Below are 17180 nucleotides of genomic sequence, written 5' to 3' on the forward strand. Positions count from 1 at the left end.
TTGCAATTCGTGATCAGCCTTCCAGCAGCGAACGCAGCATCCAGGCGGTTTTTTCGTGGGTCTGGATGCGCTGGGTCAGAAGGTCGGCGGTGGCATCGTCATCGGCTTCATCGCACAGCGGATACAGGGCGCGAGCGGTTTTAATCACCGTTTCGTGGCCTTCTACCAGTTGCTTGATCATTTCCTTGGCGGCGGGCACACCCTTTTCATCCGCAATCGAGCTTAATTCCGCAAAGGCCGAAAAGCTGCCCGGTGCAAACGCACCGAGGGAGCGAATGCGCTCTGCCAGTTCGTCAACGGCGGCGGCCAGTTCGGTATATTGCTCTTCAAACATGGTGTGGAGGGTCTGGAACATCGGGCCGGTGACATTCCAGTGGAAATTGTGGGTTTTCAGATACAGTGCATAGGAATCCGCCAGCACCCGGCCAAGACCCGATGCAATGTCGGTACGGTTCTGTTCGTTAATACCAATATCAATCTGCATGTTGTTCTCCTGGTGTCCAAAACGGATGCGACACATGATGTTTTTGGTGATGGCGGTATTATGGTGCAGAATAAAAAATAATGCCAATCAGTACTTTAATCTTTCTGGATAGATAAAACCTATCAGGACTGCGCTGGTCTCGCCGTTTGGCCGGTCATTTGAGGGATGCCTTGTTTTTGACTTAATTGGCCTTTGAATTGCCATATATGCCCTGCTTTCCAGCCTTATTCCTCTGGCACATTCATCACTGTCAGCAGCACATATCGCCGGAACATTATGTCCCCCTCAATCGTATCCGGCCTGCTCTCTTCGTCCCCCCGTTCGAGAGCGAATAGCTGCTAAAAGCTGACAGGTCTCCCCAAGACCATTAGACCCCAAAATGGGGGCGGGTAGTCCCGCCCTCTTTTTTTTGAGGTTCGGTTAATTTCATAAGAATTCAAAATTTGTTCCTACCGCCTTAATTTGCCCTGAAATTGCCTTGAAAGGCCGGATTTCATGCCGCAATCGGCGCTCATAGTCTTTTCTGTCGAACGCAGCACGCCAGGCGATACGCCCCTCCCTCGTAAGACGCCGGGCCTGACATCGTTGTCCCCAACAACGTTCTGCACCCCACAGGCCAAGTGCCCATGTGTTCGGCTGGTCTCCCCAAGACCATCTGTCCCCCAAAAAAAGCGAGCCAGGTTCCCCCGACCTGTCTCGTTTTTTTGTGCCCGGCTTCAAGGTCAATCCCGGCAATGGCGTGTGACACAATCATGCCGCAAAGTGTCATGAAATGGCCCCGAGTGATCATTTTTCCTGCCGCAATCACCGGGCATCTTCTTACCTGTCGGACGCGATGACAACCGGCTTGGTGCCTCCCTCACCATATGCTGGCGACCTGATGGCAAGTCCCCCCCCCCCCCAAGAAAGCCATCGCTCCCAGGGTCATTAATTCCGCGTCCGTATGGTCTCCCCAAGACCATCTGTCCCCAAGAAATGGCGAAGCAGGTTCCCCCACCTGCTTCGCTTTTCTTTTACCCCTTGGGGGTGTGGCGAAACGGTTGGCCGGCAGATGGTCGCAACATTGTGAAGCGGCTTTATCCTTGCGCATAGTTGCGAAATTTCATCGCGCTGTAGGGGCACAAAAATGCCTCAAAACGGCATGAAATGGCCCCAACTGCCCGGTTTTCCTGCCGTATTTAAGGGGCATATTCATCCTTACCGAACACGATGTACCGGTGCGGTGCCCTCCCTCCCCAACCACCGGGACCGGAATAGCGGCTCCCCCCCGGCTATTCATCCCCCCACGGTCTGTTCCGTGTTCGGTCGGTCTCCCCAAGACCATCTGTCCCCAAACGGGGTGGGTTTCCCTGACCCACCCCGTTTTCTTTTGTCTTGTGGGCCGTTTGCAAGGGATGCGCGGACATGTGGTGCCAATAATGAACCTGTGGGGAATGTGGCAGAATCGGGCGATAAAAGTCGCTAAATGGCCTTGGGCTTCCGGTTTTCCTGCCGCATTTACGGGGCATATTCATTCTTGTCGAACACGATGTACCGGTGCGGTGCCCTCCCTCACCAACCACCGGAACCGGAATAGCGGCTCCCCTCCGGCTATTCATCCCTCAACGGTCTGCTCCGTGTTCGGCAGGGCTCCCCAAGACCATCTGTCCCCAAGAAATGGCGAAGCAGGTTCCCCCACCTGCTTCGCTTTTCTTTGGCCCTTGGGCGTCGCGGGCAAAAGAGATGCCAAGCAGGTGATCGCGGCGTTGTGAAGACAAATCGCTTTATTTTAGCCTTGCGGATAGTTGCGAAATTTCCGGATGATGTTGTGGCACAATAATGCCTCAAAACGGCATGAAATGGCCCTAACTGTCCGGTTTTCCTGCCGTATTCACGGGGCATATTCATCCTTACCGAACACGATGTACCGGTGCGGTGCCCTCCCTCACCAACCACCGGGACCGGAATAGCGGCTCCCCTCCGGCTATTCATCCCTCAACGGTCTGTTCCGTGTTCGGCAGGTCTCCCCAAGACCATCTGTCCCCAAGAAATGGCGAAGCAGGTTCCCCCACCTGCTTCGCTTTTCTTTGGCCCTTGGGCGTCGCGGGCAAAAGAGATGCCAAGCAGGTGATCGCGGCGTTGTGAAGACAAATCGCTTTATTTTAGCCTTGCGGATAGTTGCGAAATTTCCGGATGATGTTGTGGCACAATAATGCCTCAAAACGGCATGAAATGGCCCTAACTGTCCGGTTTTCCTGCCGTATTCACGGGGCATATTCATCCTTACCGAACACGATGTACCGGTGCGGTGCCCTCCCTCACCAACCACCGGGACCGGAATAGCGGCTCCCCTCCGGCTATTCATCCCCCACGGTCTGTTCCGTGTTCGGTCGGTCTCCCCAAGACCATCTGTCCCCCTCCGGGGTGGGTCCTTTGACCCACCCCGTTTTCTTTTGTCGCCTGTTGGCAGGGTATTTGTCGCGACGTGTTCTAGATCGCCCCATTGTGAAAGGCATGATGGCTGGTGCTGAAAATCGGGGTGGGGCGGGTGCGTCCGCGCACGGTAACGTCGCCCTGACGCGTCCAGATCGCGGCAAAGGAATGGTCCTTGCAGTGGGTCACGGTTGCTTCTGATGCCAGAATGTAGGTGCCGTATTGTTTGTTCAGCGGTTCCAGCCTGGCCGCGATATTGACGGTATCGCCATGCACGGTGAAGGTCAGGCGGTTTTCGCTGCCAATGGCACCCACAATGATGTCGCCGGTATTGATGCCGCACCGGGTTTTGAGTTTGCTACCGTGACAAAAATTCCGGGTTTCACACAGCTTTTGAATTTCCAGGGCGGTTTTTACCGCACTTTCGGCATGGTTGGCATCGGGTTTCAGGGCGTTAAAGGTGATCAGCATGGCATCGCCCTGGAACTGGGTGATTACACCGCCAAATTTTTCGATAATGGCGCTGGTGGCGGCGAAATATTCGTTGAGCATCCGGGCCAGCTCCGCCGGACGCAGTTTTTCGGAAATGGTGGAAAAGCCTTCTATATCGGTGAACATGATGGTCGCATGGACCGCTTCGCCGTCGCCAGGGCGTATTTGCTGGTCGGCATGGGTAATGCGGTCCGCCACCTCGCGCGAGACAAAGCGTGACAGGTCACGCACGGCGATTTCCTCGCTAACCGCACGCCTGAAGGAACGCTGGGCACGCAGAACGGCAATAGCCAGCACGCCCGAGACCATTACGATGGAAATGATCTTGTCGATTTCGGCGCCGATCAGAATCGAATTCGAGGTCAGGTAAGTAACATAATCGCGCGTGATCATGCTGTGGCCGCCCTCGCTCCAGAGGACATAAAACACCAGGGCCAGCCAGCCAAACGCGGCACTGGCCCCGGCAAGCAGAATGTAGCGCGGGTCAAACCGCAGGGCGCGCAACGAGATGAAGATGAACACATACATCATTGTTGGCGCCTTGAGATAAAAGCTGGCGGGCTGCATGTACTGGATGTGAAAGCTCCAGATCAGCACCATCAGCAGGCTGATATCGGCAATGACCGACAGGGTTAAAACCCAGGCGGGCAAATTGATGCGATAAGACAGAACCAGACGGGTGAAGGTGATGATGAAATACAGACCCAGCGCCCAGGGGACCGGATGGAAACCGTCGCTCATGGCGGTTTTGGGGGCAAGGGCATACAGGGTGGCAAAAATGGTCACGAGTATGAGTTGCACCCAGCCAATCAACTGTTCGCTTTTGCTTTGCTGGGCGGTTATGGCGGTATTGACCCGCTCGGGCAGGCTGTTTTCCGGTGTCCGGCCAAACAGAAATTCGGAAATATTGTTTTTCATCAATCTGTCCCGTTTTTATGCCGGATCATAGTGATCGCTGTTGTTTGGCCTGCCAAGTCAGAGCTTTACACAGGACTTCACCTTTGTGTGTCGTTGCTCCTGCGGCCAGATGGGGACAAAGGGAATATTAACGGCCTTTTATCACGATCTGGGCAAAAGCATTTTACGATGGGTATGGATGGAAAAGGACGGGGCGGTAAAATGGCTTTCCAGGCGTCCACCGGTCATTAAGCGGATTTTGGACAAAAAAAAGCCGGGCATCAATGTGCCCGGCAAGTTTATCAGGGAGGCTTCACGTCTGGGAGACGTAGGACCCCTCTCGGGGCCCTGGGTAAGCCGGGCAGGGCGCCCGGCTAAGACCGAAAAAACGGTCAGGGAGAAAACTCTGTACCGCGGTGCGGCGTTCACCGCTGCGGTTCGAGAGACAAAATAGCGATTTGACCGGCGAATACCACTGACAAATTGCTTTTTCTGCCATGCACAAAACGCATGTTTGTCGACTAAGTTCCCGTTTTTAATTAAGTATCTGAAATTAAATAATTTTGTTGTGATTAAAATTTAGCATATACGCAAAAACCATTATGTTCCATTCCCTTGACGGAGAATATGACCGCGCGTGAGCAAAAAAAACGGCAGCCTTGGCGGGCTGCCGTAGAGTCTCAACAGGGAGGCTTTAACGTCTGGGAGACGTGGAATCGCTTGGATTCCAGCCAAATAACGTTTTGGCAGGACGCCCCGGAACGGGGAAGAAGAAGATGAAAAAAAGTCTTTGGTCTTGCGCGGGGCAACAACCACAAGTGAAAATATAGATGGCTGTTGTTTCGTTTAAAAATGGAAAAGATACAATTCAACCATGCGTAGGGCGCATGGCAAAAAAGTGTCAGTAAAATGAAGCTATTATGACGACGCGGCTGTTTTAATTGTGCGCCGCGGCAGCAAATTCGGGACCGCACGGATGTCATTCTTAATCGGCAGGGCGGCTGAAGAACAGTATTGAAGCCAGGGAATCGATTACTGGTTGCCCGGTCAGTTATACATCGTTTGTGACGCGAGCAGGGACATAACCGGTTTAATTATGCTCATTTTCGGATAGGCAAATGTCCGGATATGCAAAACCCGGCAGATATGTTGACCTGCCGGGTTTTGCGGGAGAGGAGGCGGTTTCGCATCAGGCCGTTGCGGCGAGCCTTGCCTTTACTTCACTGATTTTGTCGATCAGGAAGTCGCGGAACACACCGATTCGCTTGCTATGGCGCAATTCTTCCGGATAGACGAAATAGGCATCAAAGCTGGGGCCCTCAAGCTCTGGCAGGATTCGCACCAGTTTGCTATCGGCCGGGACCAGATAATCGGGCAGGGCGGAAATGCCAAGGCCGGATTCGGTGGCGCGATAAATGCCGTAGATATTATTCAGTTTCAGAATCGGCCGCATATCGGGTTTGTATTGCAAGGCCGCATTCATCATCCAGTTGACGTTGGAAACCGGTGGACGGGCATCCTCGCCATAAATGATCAGGCGGTGGTCCTTCAGGTCTTCCGGTTTTTTGGGCAGGCCATGCGTTTTGATATATTCGGGGGAAGCGAAGATATGATAGCGCAGGGTCATCAATTGCCGCTGGACCAGATCGGCCTGACGGGGCGGCTGCATGCGGATGGCAACATCGGCCTCGCGCATGGCAAGGTCGAGTTCCTCGTCATTCAGGACCATCGACAGTTCGATTTCCGGATAGCGTTCGAGAAATTCATTGATGCGCGGGGTCAGCCAGATGGAGCCAAAGGCCACCGTGGTGGTAATTTTGAGCGGGCCAGAGGGGCGTTCTTTCGATTCGCGAATGCGCGCTTCGGCCATTGACAGCTTGGCAAACACATCATGCGCGGTGCGATAAAGCAGCTCGCCCTGCTCTGTCAGGATCAGGCCACGCGCGTGACGATGAAAAAGCGGTACCTTCACACTTTCTTCAAGTGCGCTGATCTGGCGGCTGACCGCAGATTGGCTCAAATTCAGGTTTTCACCTGCGTGTGTAAAACTTCCTGCTTCGGCCACAGCGTGAAAGACACGCAGTTTGTCCCAATCCATTGACCTGCTCCTTTGTCACCACCGTTTGGTCGGCACGATGGCCCCCTGATTATGTCCCGTTTTTAAAAGCATTTGGTTTCCAGCTGGTTAACCGGATGCCATTGCCGCTTTTACAAGGCCGTCATCAAAGTAATATGAGGGCTTGGACGGGTTGTGCAAGCAAGCATTCACGTTTCGGGCAATTTTCATATCTCCCGCTGCGATCAATACTGCCATTTTTCCGCCTGTTCCCTGTTCACCTGAACAGCCTGTTTTATGATCGTGCCTTAAAATGCGAAAAAGACCAAAGACATATCGCTGTCTCTGGTCTTTTTCAAAAGACATACTATCCTTCGTCCCTTCTTTGCGAAAGGCGGGAAGGGGAAGGATGTGAAACTGTTCTCAGTCTGCCTGCTCGGCGAGGAATTTTTCCGCTTCGAGGGCGGCCATGCAGCCCATGCCCGCCGCTGTTACCGCCTGGCGGTAAATTTTGTCGGTGACGTCACCGGCGGCAAACACACCTGGGATATTGGTGCGCGTGGTGCCCGGTTCGACCAGAATGTAGTTTTCATCATCCATTTTGACCTGACCCTGGAAAACTTTGGTGGCCGGATCATGGCCGATGGCAACAAAGAAACCGTCACAGGGAATGTCCATGGTTTCGCCCGATTTCACATTGCGAACCTTCACGGCCTCGACACCGTCCATTGGTCCGTCACCCCCCAGAATGTCCTCGATCACGCTGTCCCAGACCACGTCGATCTTTTCGTGTTTGAACAGGCGTTCCTGGAGCATCTTTTCGGCGCGCAGTTCATCGCGGCGATGGATCAGTGTGACCTTGCTGCATATTCCGGCCAGATACAGGGCCTCTTCAACCGCGGTATTGCCGCCGCCCACCACCGTGACCGGCTTGTTGCGATAAAAGAACCCGTCGCAGGTCGCACAGGCGGAAACCCCGCGCCCGTTAAACTTTTCCTCGCCCGGCAGGCCAAGCCAGCGGGCCTGTGCCCCGGTCGAGATGATGACGCTATCGGCGATATAGGTGGCACCGGAATCGCCCTTGCAGACAAAGGGACGCTTGGTGAAATCGACATCGATAATCAGGTCATGCACCATCGTGGTGCCGACATGTTCGGCCTGGGCCTTCATCTGGTCCATCAGCCACGGACCCTGGATGACATCGGCAAAGCCGGGATAGTTTTCAACATCGGTGGTAATGGTTAACTGGCCGCCGGGTTGCAGCCCCATCACCATCATGGGCGCAAGGTTTGCGCGGGCGGCATAGATTGCAGCGGTATAACCGGCCGGGCCGGACCCGATGATAAGGACGTTTACGTGATGTTCCTGGGCCATATGAGATTCGCCATTGCCAGATGTTGTGAAACACGATTTGGAATTGGGAAACGAACATATGGAGGAAGGCTGGCTTGTGCAACAGCCGGAACACACCAGAACGGGCTTTTTTGCGCCCTAAGGCAGATGGCTGCCATGCCATTGCGCAGGGGGCAGGCAGGAAGGTTTTGTTGTGGGCGGGTTTAGAACGAAAAGTTTATTATTTTCGTGCGTGGCATTTGCTTTACGTTTGCGGAAAGTTGCAAAATCAACCCGAATATATTATTGCCAGCCATTGGCCCCGCTGTAATATTGTTTCGTTCGGGGTGTATCAGCGCACAGAATCGAGGAATAGATGCAACGGGTCAAACTCGACAAGATCGACCGCAGAATTTTGCGCGATCTACAGGAAGATGGCCGGATGACCAATGTCGAGCTGGCACGCCGTGCCGGTATTTCGGCCCCGCCCTGTCTTCGCCGTGTTCGCGCACTGGAAGAAGCCGGGTTTATCCAGGGCTATCATGCCGATGTTGATTCACAGGCGCTTGGCTATAACGTCACCGTTTTTGCCCTGGTGGGCCTTGCCAGCCAGGCGGAACATGACTTGCGCGCCTTTGAAAAACGCGCAACCGGATGGCCCGAAGTGCGCGAATGCCACATGGTGGCGGGGGATATGGATTTTCTTTTGAAAATCGTTTCCCATAGCTGGGACGAATATCAGAAATTCCTGACCACCGAACTGACCGTTGCTGAAAACGTCAATCACGTGAAGTCGGCCCTGTCGATTCGCACTGCCAAAAATGTCCCGGGTGTGCCGATCGATATTGATGTCGAGGATTGATCCGCCAGCGGGATGACCCTGTATCGCATTACATGGACGAAATGCCGGGCATGTTCCCGGCATTTTGCTGTTTGGTAACTGCCGCTGCGGATGATTGCGACTTTACAAGGCAAGGTTTGCCAAGGCGCAGCCATCCATTTCGTATTGCATCGCGCCTGAATTCCGTGCGCCCAGCCTTTCATAAAAGCGACAGGCACCTTCATTGCGCAGCAAAACCGACCACCAGATCGAAACATAGTCATTTTGCCTGGCATAATGTGCCAGGGCCGCCATCAGCTTTTGGCCGATTTTTTGGGCGCGCATATCGGGCGTCACATAGAGTTCCGACATCCACAGACCGGGTTTTGAATAATCCGGGTTGTAAAAAGGCTGAAAAACCACCTGCCCTGCAGCATTTTTGCCATGCCAGGCCATCAGGCTTTTGATCATGGCGTTGGGGCCAAACATCATGGCATGGATGCTGTCGCATGTATGGGACGGTTCGTCACCATCAAGCTCGACATGCAGGGCGTTGGACAGGGCGACAACCTTGTCGCAGTCCTGTGGGGTGGCGGCCCTGATGAGGATGTCGTTATCTGGCTGCATGATCCGGGGCTTTTGATAAATTGTTTTCCAGTCACGGCCACGATGCAGGCATAAAAAACGGCCCGATGTTAGCGGGCCGTTCCATAACCGTATGATCGGTGTGATCAGACGAATTCGACCTTCAGAATTTCATAGGCCTTGGTGCCACCGGGAACGGTGACTTCCACGGAATCGCCAACCGCTTTGCCAATCAGCGCACGGCCAATCGGGGATGTGGTGGAGATCCGGCCTTTATTGATGTCGGCTTCGATGGGGCCAACAATCTGATAGGTGGTTTCTTCGTCTGTATCTTCGTCGACAAGCTCGACGGTGGCGCCGAATTTAACGACATTTCCTGCCAGAGAGGGCACGTCGATGACTTCGGCGCGGCTCAGAACATCTTCAAGCTCGGCAATGCGCCCTTCAGAGAAGCTCTGGCGTTCGCGTGCCGCATGATATTCGGCATTTTCCGACAAATCACCATGTTCACGCGCATCGGCAATCGCCTTGATGATCTCAGGGCGTTCAACCGTTTTACGGTGCTTCAGTTCTTCTTCGAGGCGCTGATGCCCTTGCGGGGTCATTGGTACTTTTTCCATCGCGCTCACAGCCTATTCGTTACAAGTCGACATTACAAAATCAACCGCCCGGCCTGGACCGCCGGGCGGTTTAAACTCGTTTACTTCTGGTTACGGTAGAAGCCGTTAACCCTAGTAGTCATCCCCAAGATATGCCTGAACGGGCTGCACTGCAAGCGCCCCGCGTTTCAGGTTGTCGATCGCCCGCAAGGTTGCACGGGCCCCGGCAATGGTTGTGTAGTAGGGGATATCGTTGGTCAGCGCCGTGCGACGGATCGAGAAACTGTCGACCACAGCCTGTTTGCTTTCCGTGGTGTTAAACACCAGGTTGATATCGCCGTTCTTCATCATATCCACAATATGGGGACGACCTTCCTGTACCTTATTGACCGGGGTAACGTCCAGCCCTTCTTTTTTCAGGGTCTCGGCAGTACCACGGGTTGCAACAATCGAGAAGCCAAGCGCGATGGCATCGCGGGCCAGTTCGATGACAGCCGGTTTGTCGTAATTTTTGACCGAAATGAAGATTTTGCCTTCACGCGGCAGCTTTTGACCCGCCGCCATCTGGGCCTTGGCAAAGGCACGGCCAAAATCGGTATCAAGGCCCATCACCTCGCCGGTTGAGCGCATTTCCGGGCCCAACAGCGTATCAACGCCCGGGAAGCGGTTAAATGGCAGGACGGCTTCCTTGACCGCGATGTGCTTGAACGGGCCGTGATTAAGCTTGAAATCACCGAGTTTCTCGCCAGCCATGATCCGGGCACCGATTTTGGCAATCGGGTTGCCGGTGGCCTTGGCAACAAACGGAACTGTCCGCGATGCACGCGGGTTGACCTCTATGAGGTAGATCACATCGCCCTTGATGGCATATTGCACATTCATCAGGCCAACCACATTCAATGCCTTGGCAAGTTGAATGGTCTGGGCCTTCAGGCGGTCAATCATGTCCTGCCCCAGTGAATAGGGCGGCAGCGAGCAGGCAGAGTCACCGGAGTGAATACCCGCTTCCTCGATATGCTGCATAATCCCGGCGACAAAGACATTTTCGCCGTCCGATACCGCATCGGCATCAATTTCGATGGCGTCAAGCAGGAAGCTGTCGATCAGAACCGGGCTTTTGCCTGAAACCTGCACGGCCTCTGCCATATAGCGCAGCAGATCTTCGGTGGTGTGGACAATTTCCATTGCCCGGCCCCCCAAAACATAGCTGGGGCGGATGACAACCGGGTAGCCAATGCCTTCGGCAATCGCGACCGCCTGATCAACCGAACGGGCAATGCCGTTGGCAGGCTGTTTGAGGCCCAGCTTGTTGATCAGTTCCTGGAAACGGTCGCGGTCTTCGGCCAGGTCGATGCTGTCCGGGCTGGTCCCCAAAATCGGAATACCCGCATTTTCCAGGGCCGCGGAAAGTTTCAGCGGGGTCTGGCCGCCATACTGAACGATTACGCCCAGAAGCTCGCCTTTGGACTGTTCAAGCTGGCACAGCTCGATCACGTCTTCGGCGGTCAGCGGTTCAAAATACAGGCGGTCCGACGTGTCATAGTCGGTTGAAACCGTTTCCGGGTTGCAATTGACCATGATGGCTTCGATGCCGACTTCGCGCAGCGCGTAGGCCGCATGGACACAGCAATAATCGAACTCGATACCCTGACCAATCCGGTTCGGGCCGCCGCCAAGGATAATCACCTTCTTGCGGTCGGTCACTTCGGCTTCGTTTTCGGGTTCGTTGAAATTGTCCCCCTCATAGATCGAATACATATAGGACGTACGCGAGGGGAATTCCGCCGCACAGGTGTCGATGCGCTTGTAAACCGGGCGCAGGCCATAACCCTGCCGAATGGCGCGGACGTCATCTTCTTCCTTGCCGGCAAGCTCGGCCAGGCGCGCATCGGAAAAGCCCAGCTTTTTGAGGCGCAGCAGTTCGTTTTTGCTTTCAGGCAGGCCGTTCGCGCGAATTTTTTCTTCTTCGTCCACCAGCATTTCAAGCTGGCGCAGATACCAGGGGTCAAACTTGGTGGCTGACTGGATTTCCTCAAGCGTCATGCCATGACGGAACGCCTGGGCGGCATAAAGAATGCGGAAGGGGATCGGCTGGGTCAGCTTGGCGCGAATGGCGGCCTTGTCCGGCGCGCCTTCGATTTTGACTTCGTTCAGGCCGGTCAGGCCGGTTTCCATCGAGCGTAGGCCTTTTTGCAGGCTTTCGGCAAAGCAGCCGCCAATCGACATGGCTTCACCCACCGATTTCATCGCCGTGCCCAGCAGGGCCTGCGCACCGGGGAATTTCTCGAAGGTGAAACGCGGGATTTTGGTGACAACATAGTCGATGGTCGGCTCGAACGAGGCCGGGGTGACGCCGGTAATGTCGTTATCAAGCTCGTCCAGCGTATAGCCAACCGCCAGTTTGGCCGCGATTTTGGCAATAGGGAAGCCGGTGGCCTTCGATGCCAGGGCGGAGGACCGCGACACACGCGGGTTCATTTCGATCACGATCAGGCGGCCATCATCCGGGTTGACGGCAAACTGCACGTTCGACCCGCCGGTATCAACGCCAATTTCGCGCAGAACCGCCAGGGAGGCGTCACGCATGATCTGGTATTCTTTATCCGTCAGGGTCAGGGCCGGGGCCACCGTGATTGAATCGCCCGTGTGAATGCCCATCGGATCGACGTTTTCGATCGAACAGATGATGATGCAGTTATCCGCGTGGTCACGGACAACTTCCATTTCATATTCTTTCCAGCCGAGGATCGATTCCTCGATCAGCACTTCGTGGCTGGGCGAAATGGCGAGGCCGTTACGCACGATCTGTTCAAATTCTTCGCGATTATAGGCAATCCCGCCGCCTTCACCACCGAGCGTGTAGCTGGGGCGGATGATGGCCGGAAGGCCGGTATGTTCAACCGCTTCAACGGCTTCTTCAAAGGTCCGCACCAGGGCGGAACGCGCGCTTTCCAGGCCGATTTTGTCCATCGCATCGCGGAACAACAGGCGGTCTTCGGCCTTGCGGATCACGTCCTTGCGCGCGCCGATCATTTCAACGCCGTATTTTTCCAGGGTGCCATCATCGGAAAGCTTCAGCGCGGTGTTAAGCGCCGTCTGGCCGCCCATTGTCGGCAGCAGCACATCGGGGCGTTCCTTTTCAATGATCTTGGCGACCATTTCCGGGGTGATCGGCTCGATATAGGTGGCATCGGCCAGGTTGGGGTCGGTCATGATGGTCGCCGGGTTGGAATTGACCAGAATGACGCGATAGCCCTCTTCCTTGAGCGCCTTGCAGGCCTGTGCCCCGGAATAGTCGAACTCGCAAGCCTGGCCAATCACGATCGGGCCGGCACCGATAATAAGAATTGATTTGATGTCTGTACGTTTCGGCATGTCTTTTTCCGCTTTTGGCGTTGCGGCCGCGCATCTGGCGCAGGCCGCATCATGAATGTCCGTTAGGTCGCTGTTCTCAGCAATGATCAGGATTTCGCGTCTTCAATCAGACTGACGAAACGTTTGAACAAATAGTGGCTGTCATGCGGGCCGGGGGATGCTTCGGGGTGGTACTGCACGGCAAAGGCAGGCTTGTCCTTGACGCGCAGACCGGCAAGCGATCCATCAAACAGCGAAAAGTGCGTGGCTTCGACATTGTCGGGCAGGGTGTCCTTGTCAACAACAAAGCCGTGATTCTGGCTGGTGATTTCAACCACACCGGTCGTGGTATCCTTGACCGGATGGTTCGCACCACGATGGCCGACTTCCATTTTCTTGGTCTTGGCACCCAGGGCCAGCGCCATCATCTGATGACCCAGGCAAATGCCGAAAACCGGCTTGCCGCTATCGATCAGTTTTTTGATGGTCGGTACGGCATATTCGCCGGTTGCCGCCGGGTCGCCAGGGCCGTTGGACAGGAAAATGCCATCCGGGTTCATCGCCAGAATTTCATCGGCCCCGGTTGTGGCTGGCACCACCGAAACCTTGCAATCCTGGGAGGCCAGGTTGCGCAGGATGTTGCGCTTTATTCCGTAATCTATGGCGACAACATGGTGTTTGGCATTGCCAAGCTTGCCATACCCGCCGGTGCGCGACCACAGGGTGTCTTCCCATTCATAGCCTTCGGTGCAACTGTTGTCCCTGGCAAGGTCCATGCCTTCAAGGCCGGGCCACAGATTGGCCTTGGCAATCAGCGCGTCCACGTCAAAGGTGCCATCCGGGTTGTGGCAGATCACGCCATTGGGGGCACCTTCGTTACGGATGCGTTTGGTCAGGCGGCGGGTATCGACCCCGCTAATGCCAACACGGCCATTTTTTGCCAGCCAGTCGTTGAAATGGCCGCTGGCGCGAAAATTTGACGGCTCGGTAATATCCTGGCGCAGGATGCAGCCAAGGGCGACCGGGCTGGCGTTTTCGATGTCTTCGTCATTCACCCCGACATTGCCGATATGCGGGAAGGTAAAGGTGATCATCTGACCGGCATAGGAAGGGTCAGTCATGATTTCCTGATAACCGGTGATCGAGGTGTTGAAGCAAACTTCACCAACTACCTCGCCTCGGGCGCCGATACCGCGTCCCCAGAAAACCGAACCATCGGCAAGAACCAGAACGGCAGTGGCACCAGGAGGCGGGGTGTGCGTGGGCGCTGACATTGGCGAATGTCCTTTCGATCTATCCACGGTGAGACACGGAGTCTTTGTATAGTATATAAACTTACCGGCAAGCCGATAAAACAGCCCTGACTACCCTCATGGCAGCCATGCAGATACGCGCAAAAACCCAGCATAAAAGTGCTGCAACCAACCGGACGTCGGCACTTTATACTTTAGGCGAGATCGGCTTGTATCCCGTCGGGCAAATTGGCGGATGTCTACGGGAAGGAAATCACGCTGTCAAGAACCGATCAAAACTTTTATTTATTGTTTTTTATCAATGGATTAGGTTGGTATGTTTTCTTTGCTCTTACTGTCCTTTTGGGGTATGTTCACTCCTTTCTTCCACAGAATCAGAGATACGCCATGCTGCGAGCGCAGCTTAATGATGCTTTGAAAAAAGCCGTCCTGTCAAAAGACGCCGTTTCGGTGACGACAATCCGCCTTATTCTCGCTGCCCTCAAGGAGCGCGATATTGCCGCACGCGGCGAGGGCAATACCGATGGCATTTCGGACGCCGAGATTCAGAGCCTGCTGATGTCGATGGTCAAGCAGCGCCGTGAAAGCATCGAGATGTATACCAAGGGCAACCGGCCGGAGCTGGCCGCCCAGGAGGCATCTGAAATTGATGTGATCGAACGGTTCCTGCCGCGCCAGATGGATGAGGCGGAAATTGAGGCCGCCGTCAAGGAGACGGTTTCCGATATGGGCGCGACCTGTCTGAAGGATATGGGGCGCACGATGGCCGCCCTTCGCGAAAAATACAATGGCTGCATGGATTTTGGCAAAGCCGGTGTGGTCGCCAAAAGACTGCTGGGTTAACCAAACAGCCTTTATTGATGCGATGATCAGCCGGATGCCTTGCGTCCGGCTTTTCTCATGCTTAAACTTTACAATTGATCACATTCTTTTTTTCTTTTGGCTGTAACCTTTCACGGATGGGCACGTTATGAGCTTTCCCCAGTCGTTTCTTGACGATCTGCGGGCGCGCGTTGGTCTGGCAGATGTGGTCGGATCATCGGTGAAGCTGATCAAACGCGGCCGGGAATATTCCGGGCTGTGCCCGTTTCATAACGAAAAATCTCCCTCTTTTACCGTGAATGAACAAAAGGGATTCTATCATTGCTTTGGCTGTGGCGCGCATGGCGATGTCATCAGCTTTGTGATGAATACAAGGGGCCTGACCTTTGTCGAGGCGGTTGAGGTGCTGGCCAACCAGGTGGGCATGGATGTGCCCAAACCCTCGCGCGAGGCGCAGGAGCGCGAGAAAAAGGCCAAAACGCTTTATGAAGTCATGGAAGCCGCCTGCGTTTTTTTTGAACGCAACTTGCGGATGCCCGAAGGGCGCGAGGGGCTGGATTATTTTCATCGGCGTGGCCTGGATGACAAAACCATCAGTGAATTTCGTCTGGGCTATGCGCCCGATAATCGTGCCGCGTTAAAGGCAGCGCTTAAGCGCGAGGATATTGACGAACGCACCATGATCGAGGCGGGGCTTTTGATCGAGCCCGAAGATCAAAACCGGCAAAGCTATGACCGGTTTCGCGGCCGGGTGATGTTTCCGATCCTGGATCGCCGGGGCCGGGTGGTGGCGTTTGGCGGGCGGGTGATGGGCGATGCCAAACCGAAATACCTGAACAGTCCCGATACCCCGTTATTTCACAAGGGTCAGTTGCTATATGGTCTGCCGCAGGCGCGCGAGGCATCGCAGCATGGCGCGGAAATTATTGTCACCGAAGGCTATATGGATGTGATTGCCCTGCATCGCGCGGGTTATCGCGGGGCGGTGGCACCGCTGGGTACGGCGGTGACAGAAGAACAGATTGGCGAGCTTTGGAAAATGACCAACGAGCCGATCCTGTGCCTGGACGGGGACGCGGCGGGCAAGCGTGCTGCCGTGCGTGCCGCCGAACGGGCCCTGCCGGTTTTGCGACCGGGAAAATCATTGCTGTTTTCCATTCTGCCAGAGGGCGAGGACCCCGATAGTCTGATGCGGGCGGGGGATGGCATGACGCGGTTTCGTAAAATCCTGGACCAGGCGGTGCCGCTGGCCGAACTGGTCTGGCGGCTTGATACGGCAGGCAGGCCGATTGATACGCCAGAGCGCCGGGCGGCTCTGGAAGCAGCGATTGGCGCGCGCATTGCCGTAATTGGCGACGAGGCGGTGCGCCATCAATATCAGTCCATGTTTCGTGATCGTACCTTTAAACTGTTTCGCGGGACTCGGGACAGTGCACCGCGACCTCAGCGGGGTGGAAATAAAAAATCCGCCAGCTATGGCAAACGCGGAAATAAAAACTATGTCTGGGAACCAGCCGGTAAAGCAGTGCCGGGGATGGCGCGGCCGGCAACGGGAAACCGACGGCTTGTGCAGGATCGTATCCTTGTTGCTACATTGATCAATCATCCGGCATTGCTTGATCATATCGGTGAAAGGCTGGGTGTTTACGTTTGTGTGGACTCCGACCTTGACATTTTGCGGCGTGCAGTCTTAAAGCTGCTTGATGGTGATCCTGGACTTGACTCTGAAACACTTAAGGGCCACTTGAAGCGCGACGGGCTGTCGGAAACAGTCTTGCGGGCGGTTGAGAGCGACGTTATGGCTCATGCTGCCTTTGCCAGGCCCGAAACGCCGCTTACGCGGGCCCTTGCGGGTTGGGAACAGGTTTTTTCGATGGCTGTAAGCTCCCTGGCGGACGAAGAGGCAAAATATGCCGTCCGACAGTTGGCAGCAGATGTCAGCGATGAAGAATGGGAAAGATTTTCGCATCGCCGCGATGATCTGGCCCGGCGCCGGGAAAATGTGTTCAAGCTCGACGACTGATCATTGCGATTTTGCGGGATCAGGGTTCGGGCTATTTGTGATTTGCGCTGC

12 protein-coding genes are annotated in these 17180 nt (G+C 55.0%); 3 read left to right on the plus strand and 9 right to left on the minus strand.

All coding sequences use genetic code 11. The annotated features are described in order from the left end of the window. Window positions 1-13: 13 nt before the first annotated feature. The 5 genes from TH25_RS18335 to trxB form a co-directional block, all read right to left on the minus strand. Window positions 14-484, minus strand: coding sequence for a Dps family protein (locus TH25_RS18335; RefSeq protein WP_114089812.1), 471 nt, complete (start codon window positions 482-484; stop codon window positions 14-16). Between the two features lie 2469 nt (window positions 485-2953). Then, window positions 2954-4306, minus strand: coding sequence for an adenylate/guanylate cyclase domain-containing protein (locus TH25_RS18345; protein WP_114089755.1), 1353 nt, complete (start codon window positions 4304-4306; stop codon window positions 2954-2956). A gap of 1168 nt (window positions 4307-5474) precedes the next feature. Beyond that, window positions 5475-6383, minus strand: coding sequence for a LysR family transcriptional regulator (locus TH25_RS18355; RefSeq protein WP_114089757.1), 909 nt, complete (start codon window positions 6381-6383; stop codon window positions 5475-5477). 87 nt (window positions 6384-6470) lie between these two features. Continuing rightward, on the minus strand, window positions 6471-6707 hold the full coding sequence (locus tag TH25_RS18360) for a hypothetical protein (RefSeq protein WP_114089758.1): 237 nt from the start codon (window positions 6705-6707) through the stop codon (window positions 6471-6473). A gap of 57 nt (window positions 6708-6764) precedes the next feature. Further along, window positions 6765-7715 carry a thioredoxin-disulfide reductase gene (trxB, locus tag TH25_RS18365; RefSeq protein ID WP_114089759.1) on the minus strand — a complete coding sequence of 317 codons (951 nt, stop codon included), beginning with the start codon at window positions 7713-7715 and terminating at the stop codon, window positions 6765-6767. 334 nt (window positions 7716-8049) lie between these two features. Between trxB and TH25_RS18370 the strand changes: the two genes are divergently transcribed. After that, the gene (locus TH25_RS18370; RefSeq protein WP_114089760.1) at window positions 8050-8535 is read left to right on the plus strand and encodes an Lrp/AsnC family transcriptional regulator; all 486 of its coding nucleotides are present in this window, start codon (window positions 8050-8052) and stop codon (window positions 8533-8535) included. Between the two features lie 102 nt (window positions 8536-8637). On the opposite strand, the gene TH25_RS18375 is transcribed toward TH25_RS18370, so the two are convergent. The 4 genes from TH25_RS18375 to carA all read right to left on the minus strand — a co-directional run bounded on the left by TH25_RS18375 (window position 8638) and on the right by carA (window position 14305). Beyond that, on the minus strand, window positions 8638-9120 hold the full coding sequence (locus TH25_RS18375) for a GNAT family N-acetyltransferase (RefSeq protein WP_114089761.1): 483 nt from the start codon (window positions 9118-9120) through the stop codon (window positions 8638-8640). Between the two features lie 104 nt (window positions 9121-9224). Next, on the minus strand, window positions 9225-9698 hold the full coding sequence (gene greA / locus TH25_RS18380) for a transcription elongation factor GreA (protein ID WP_114089762.1): 474 nt from the start codon (window positions 9696-9698) through the stop codon (window positions 9225-9227). Between the two features lie 111 nt (window positions 9699-9809). After that, on the minus strand, window positions 9810-13052 hold the full coding sequence (gene carB / locus TH25_RS18385; RefSeq protein ID WP_114089763.1) for a carbamoyl-phosphate synthase large subunit: 3243 nt from the start codon (window positions 13050-13052) through the stop codon (window positions 9810-9812). A gap of 86 nt (window positions 13053-13138) precedes the next feature. Continuing rightward, window positions 13139-14305 carry a glutamine-hydrolyzing carbamoyl-phosphate synthase small subunit gene (carA, locus tag TH25_RS18390; protein WP_114089764.1) on the minus strand — a complete coding sequence of 389 codons (1167 nt, stop codon included), beginning with the start codon at window positions 14303-14305 and terminating at the stop codon, window positions 13139-13141. Window positions 14306-14671: 366 nt separating this feature from the next. Here carA and TH25_RS18395 point away from each other — a divergent pair, with 366 nt between their 5' ends. Both TH25_RS18395 and dnaG read left to right on the plus strand, forming a co-directional pair. After that, a complete protein-coding gene (locus TH25_RS18395) occupies window positions 14672-15127 on the plus strand; it encodes a GatB/YqeY domain-containing protein (protein ID WP_114089765.1) in 456 nt (151 codons plus the stop codon). 127 nt (window positions 15128-15254) lie between these two features. Further along, window positions 15255-17129 (plus strand): DNA primase, encoded by a 1875-nt coding sequence (gene dnaG / locus TH25_RS18400; protein WP_114089766.1) that lies wholly within the window; start codon window positions 15255-15257, stop codon window positions 17127-17129. Window positions 17130-17180 lie beyond the last annotated feature (51 nt).

The organism is Thalassospira profundimaris (genome assembly GCF_003326755.1).
Classification (GTDB): domain Bacteria; phylum Pseudomonadota; class Alphaproteobacteria; order Rhodospirillales; family Thalassospiraceae; genus Thalassospira; species Thalassospira profundimaris_B.

Excerpts from the sequence above, each read along its gene's own strand:
- dnaG (WP_114089766.1), top strand. The coding sequence starts at position 15,255 with ATGAGCTTTCCCCAGTCGTTTCTTGACGATCTGCGGGCGCGCGTTGGT.
- TH25_RS18345 (WP_114089755.1), bottom strand. The coding sequence starts at position 4,306 with ATGAAAAACAATATTTCCGAATTTCTGTTTGGCCGGACACCGGAAAAC.
- TH25_RS18370 (WP_114089760.1), top strand. The coding sequence starts at position 8,050 with ATGCAACGGGTCAAACTCGACAAGATCGACCGCAGAATTTTGCGCGAT.
- TH25_RS18360 (WP_114089758.1), bottom strand. The coding sequence starts at position 6,707 with ATGTCTTTTGAAAAAGACCAGAGACAGCGATATGTCTTTGGTCTTTTT.
- carA (WP_114089764.1), bottom strand. The coding sequence starts at position 14,305 with ATGTCAGCGCCCACGCACACCCCGCCTCCTGGTGCCACTGCCGTTCTG.
- TH25_RS18355 (WP_114089757.1), bottom strand. The coding sequence starts at position 6,383 with ATGGATTGGGACAAACTGCGTGTCTTTCACGCTGTGGCCGAAGCAGGA.
- TH25_RS18375 (WP_114089761.1), bottom strand. The coding sequence starts at position 9,120 with ATGCAGCCAGATAACGACATCCTCATCAGGGCCGCCACCCCACAGGAC.
- TH25_RS18335 (WP_114089812.1), bottom strand. The coding sequence starts at position 484 with ATGCAGATTGATATTGGTATTAACGAACAGAACCGTACCGACATTGCA.
- TH25_RS18395 (WP_114089765.1), top strand. The coding sequence starts at position 14,672 with ATGCTGCGAGCGCAGCTTAATGATGCTTTGAAAAAAGCCGTCCTGTCA.
- carB (WP_114089763.1), bottom strand. The coding sequence starts at position 13,052 with ATGCCGAAACGTACAGACATCAAATCAATTCTTATTATCGGTGCCGGC.
- trxB (WP_114089759.1), bottom strand. The coding sequence starts at position 7,715 with ATGGCCCAGGAACATCACGTAAACGTCCTTATCATCGGGTCCGGCCCG.
- greA (WP_114089762.1), bottom strand. The coding sequence starts at position 9,698 with ATGGAAAAAGTACCAATGACCCCGCAAGGGCATCAGCGCCTCGAAGAA.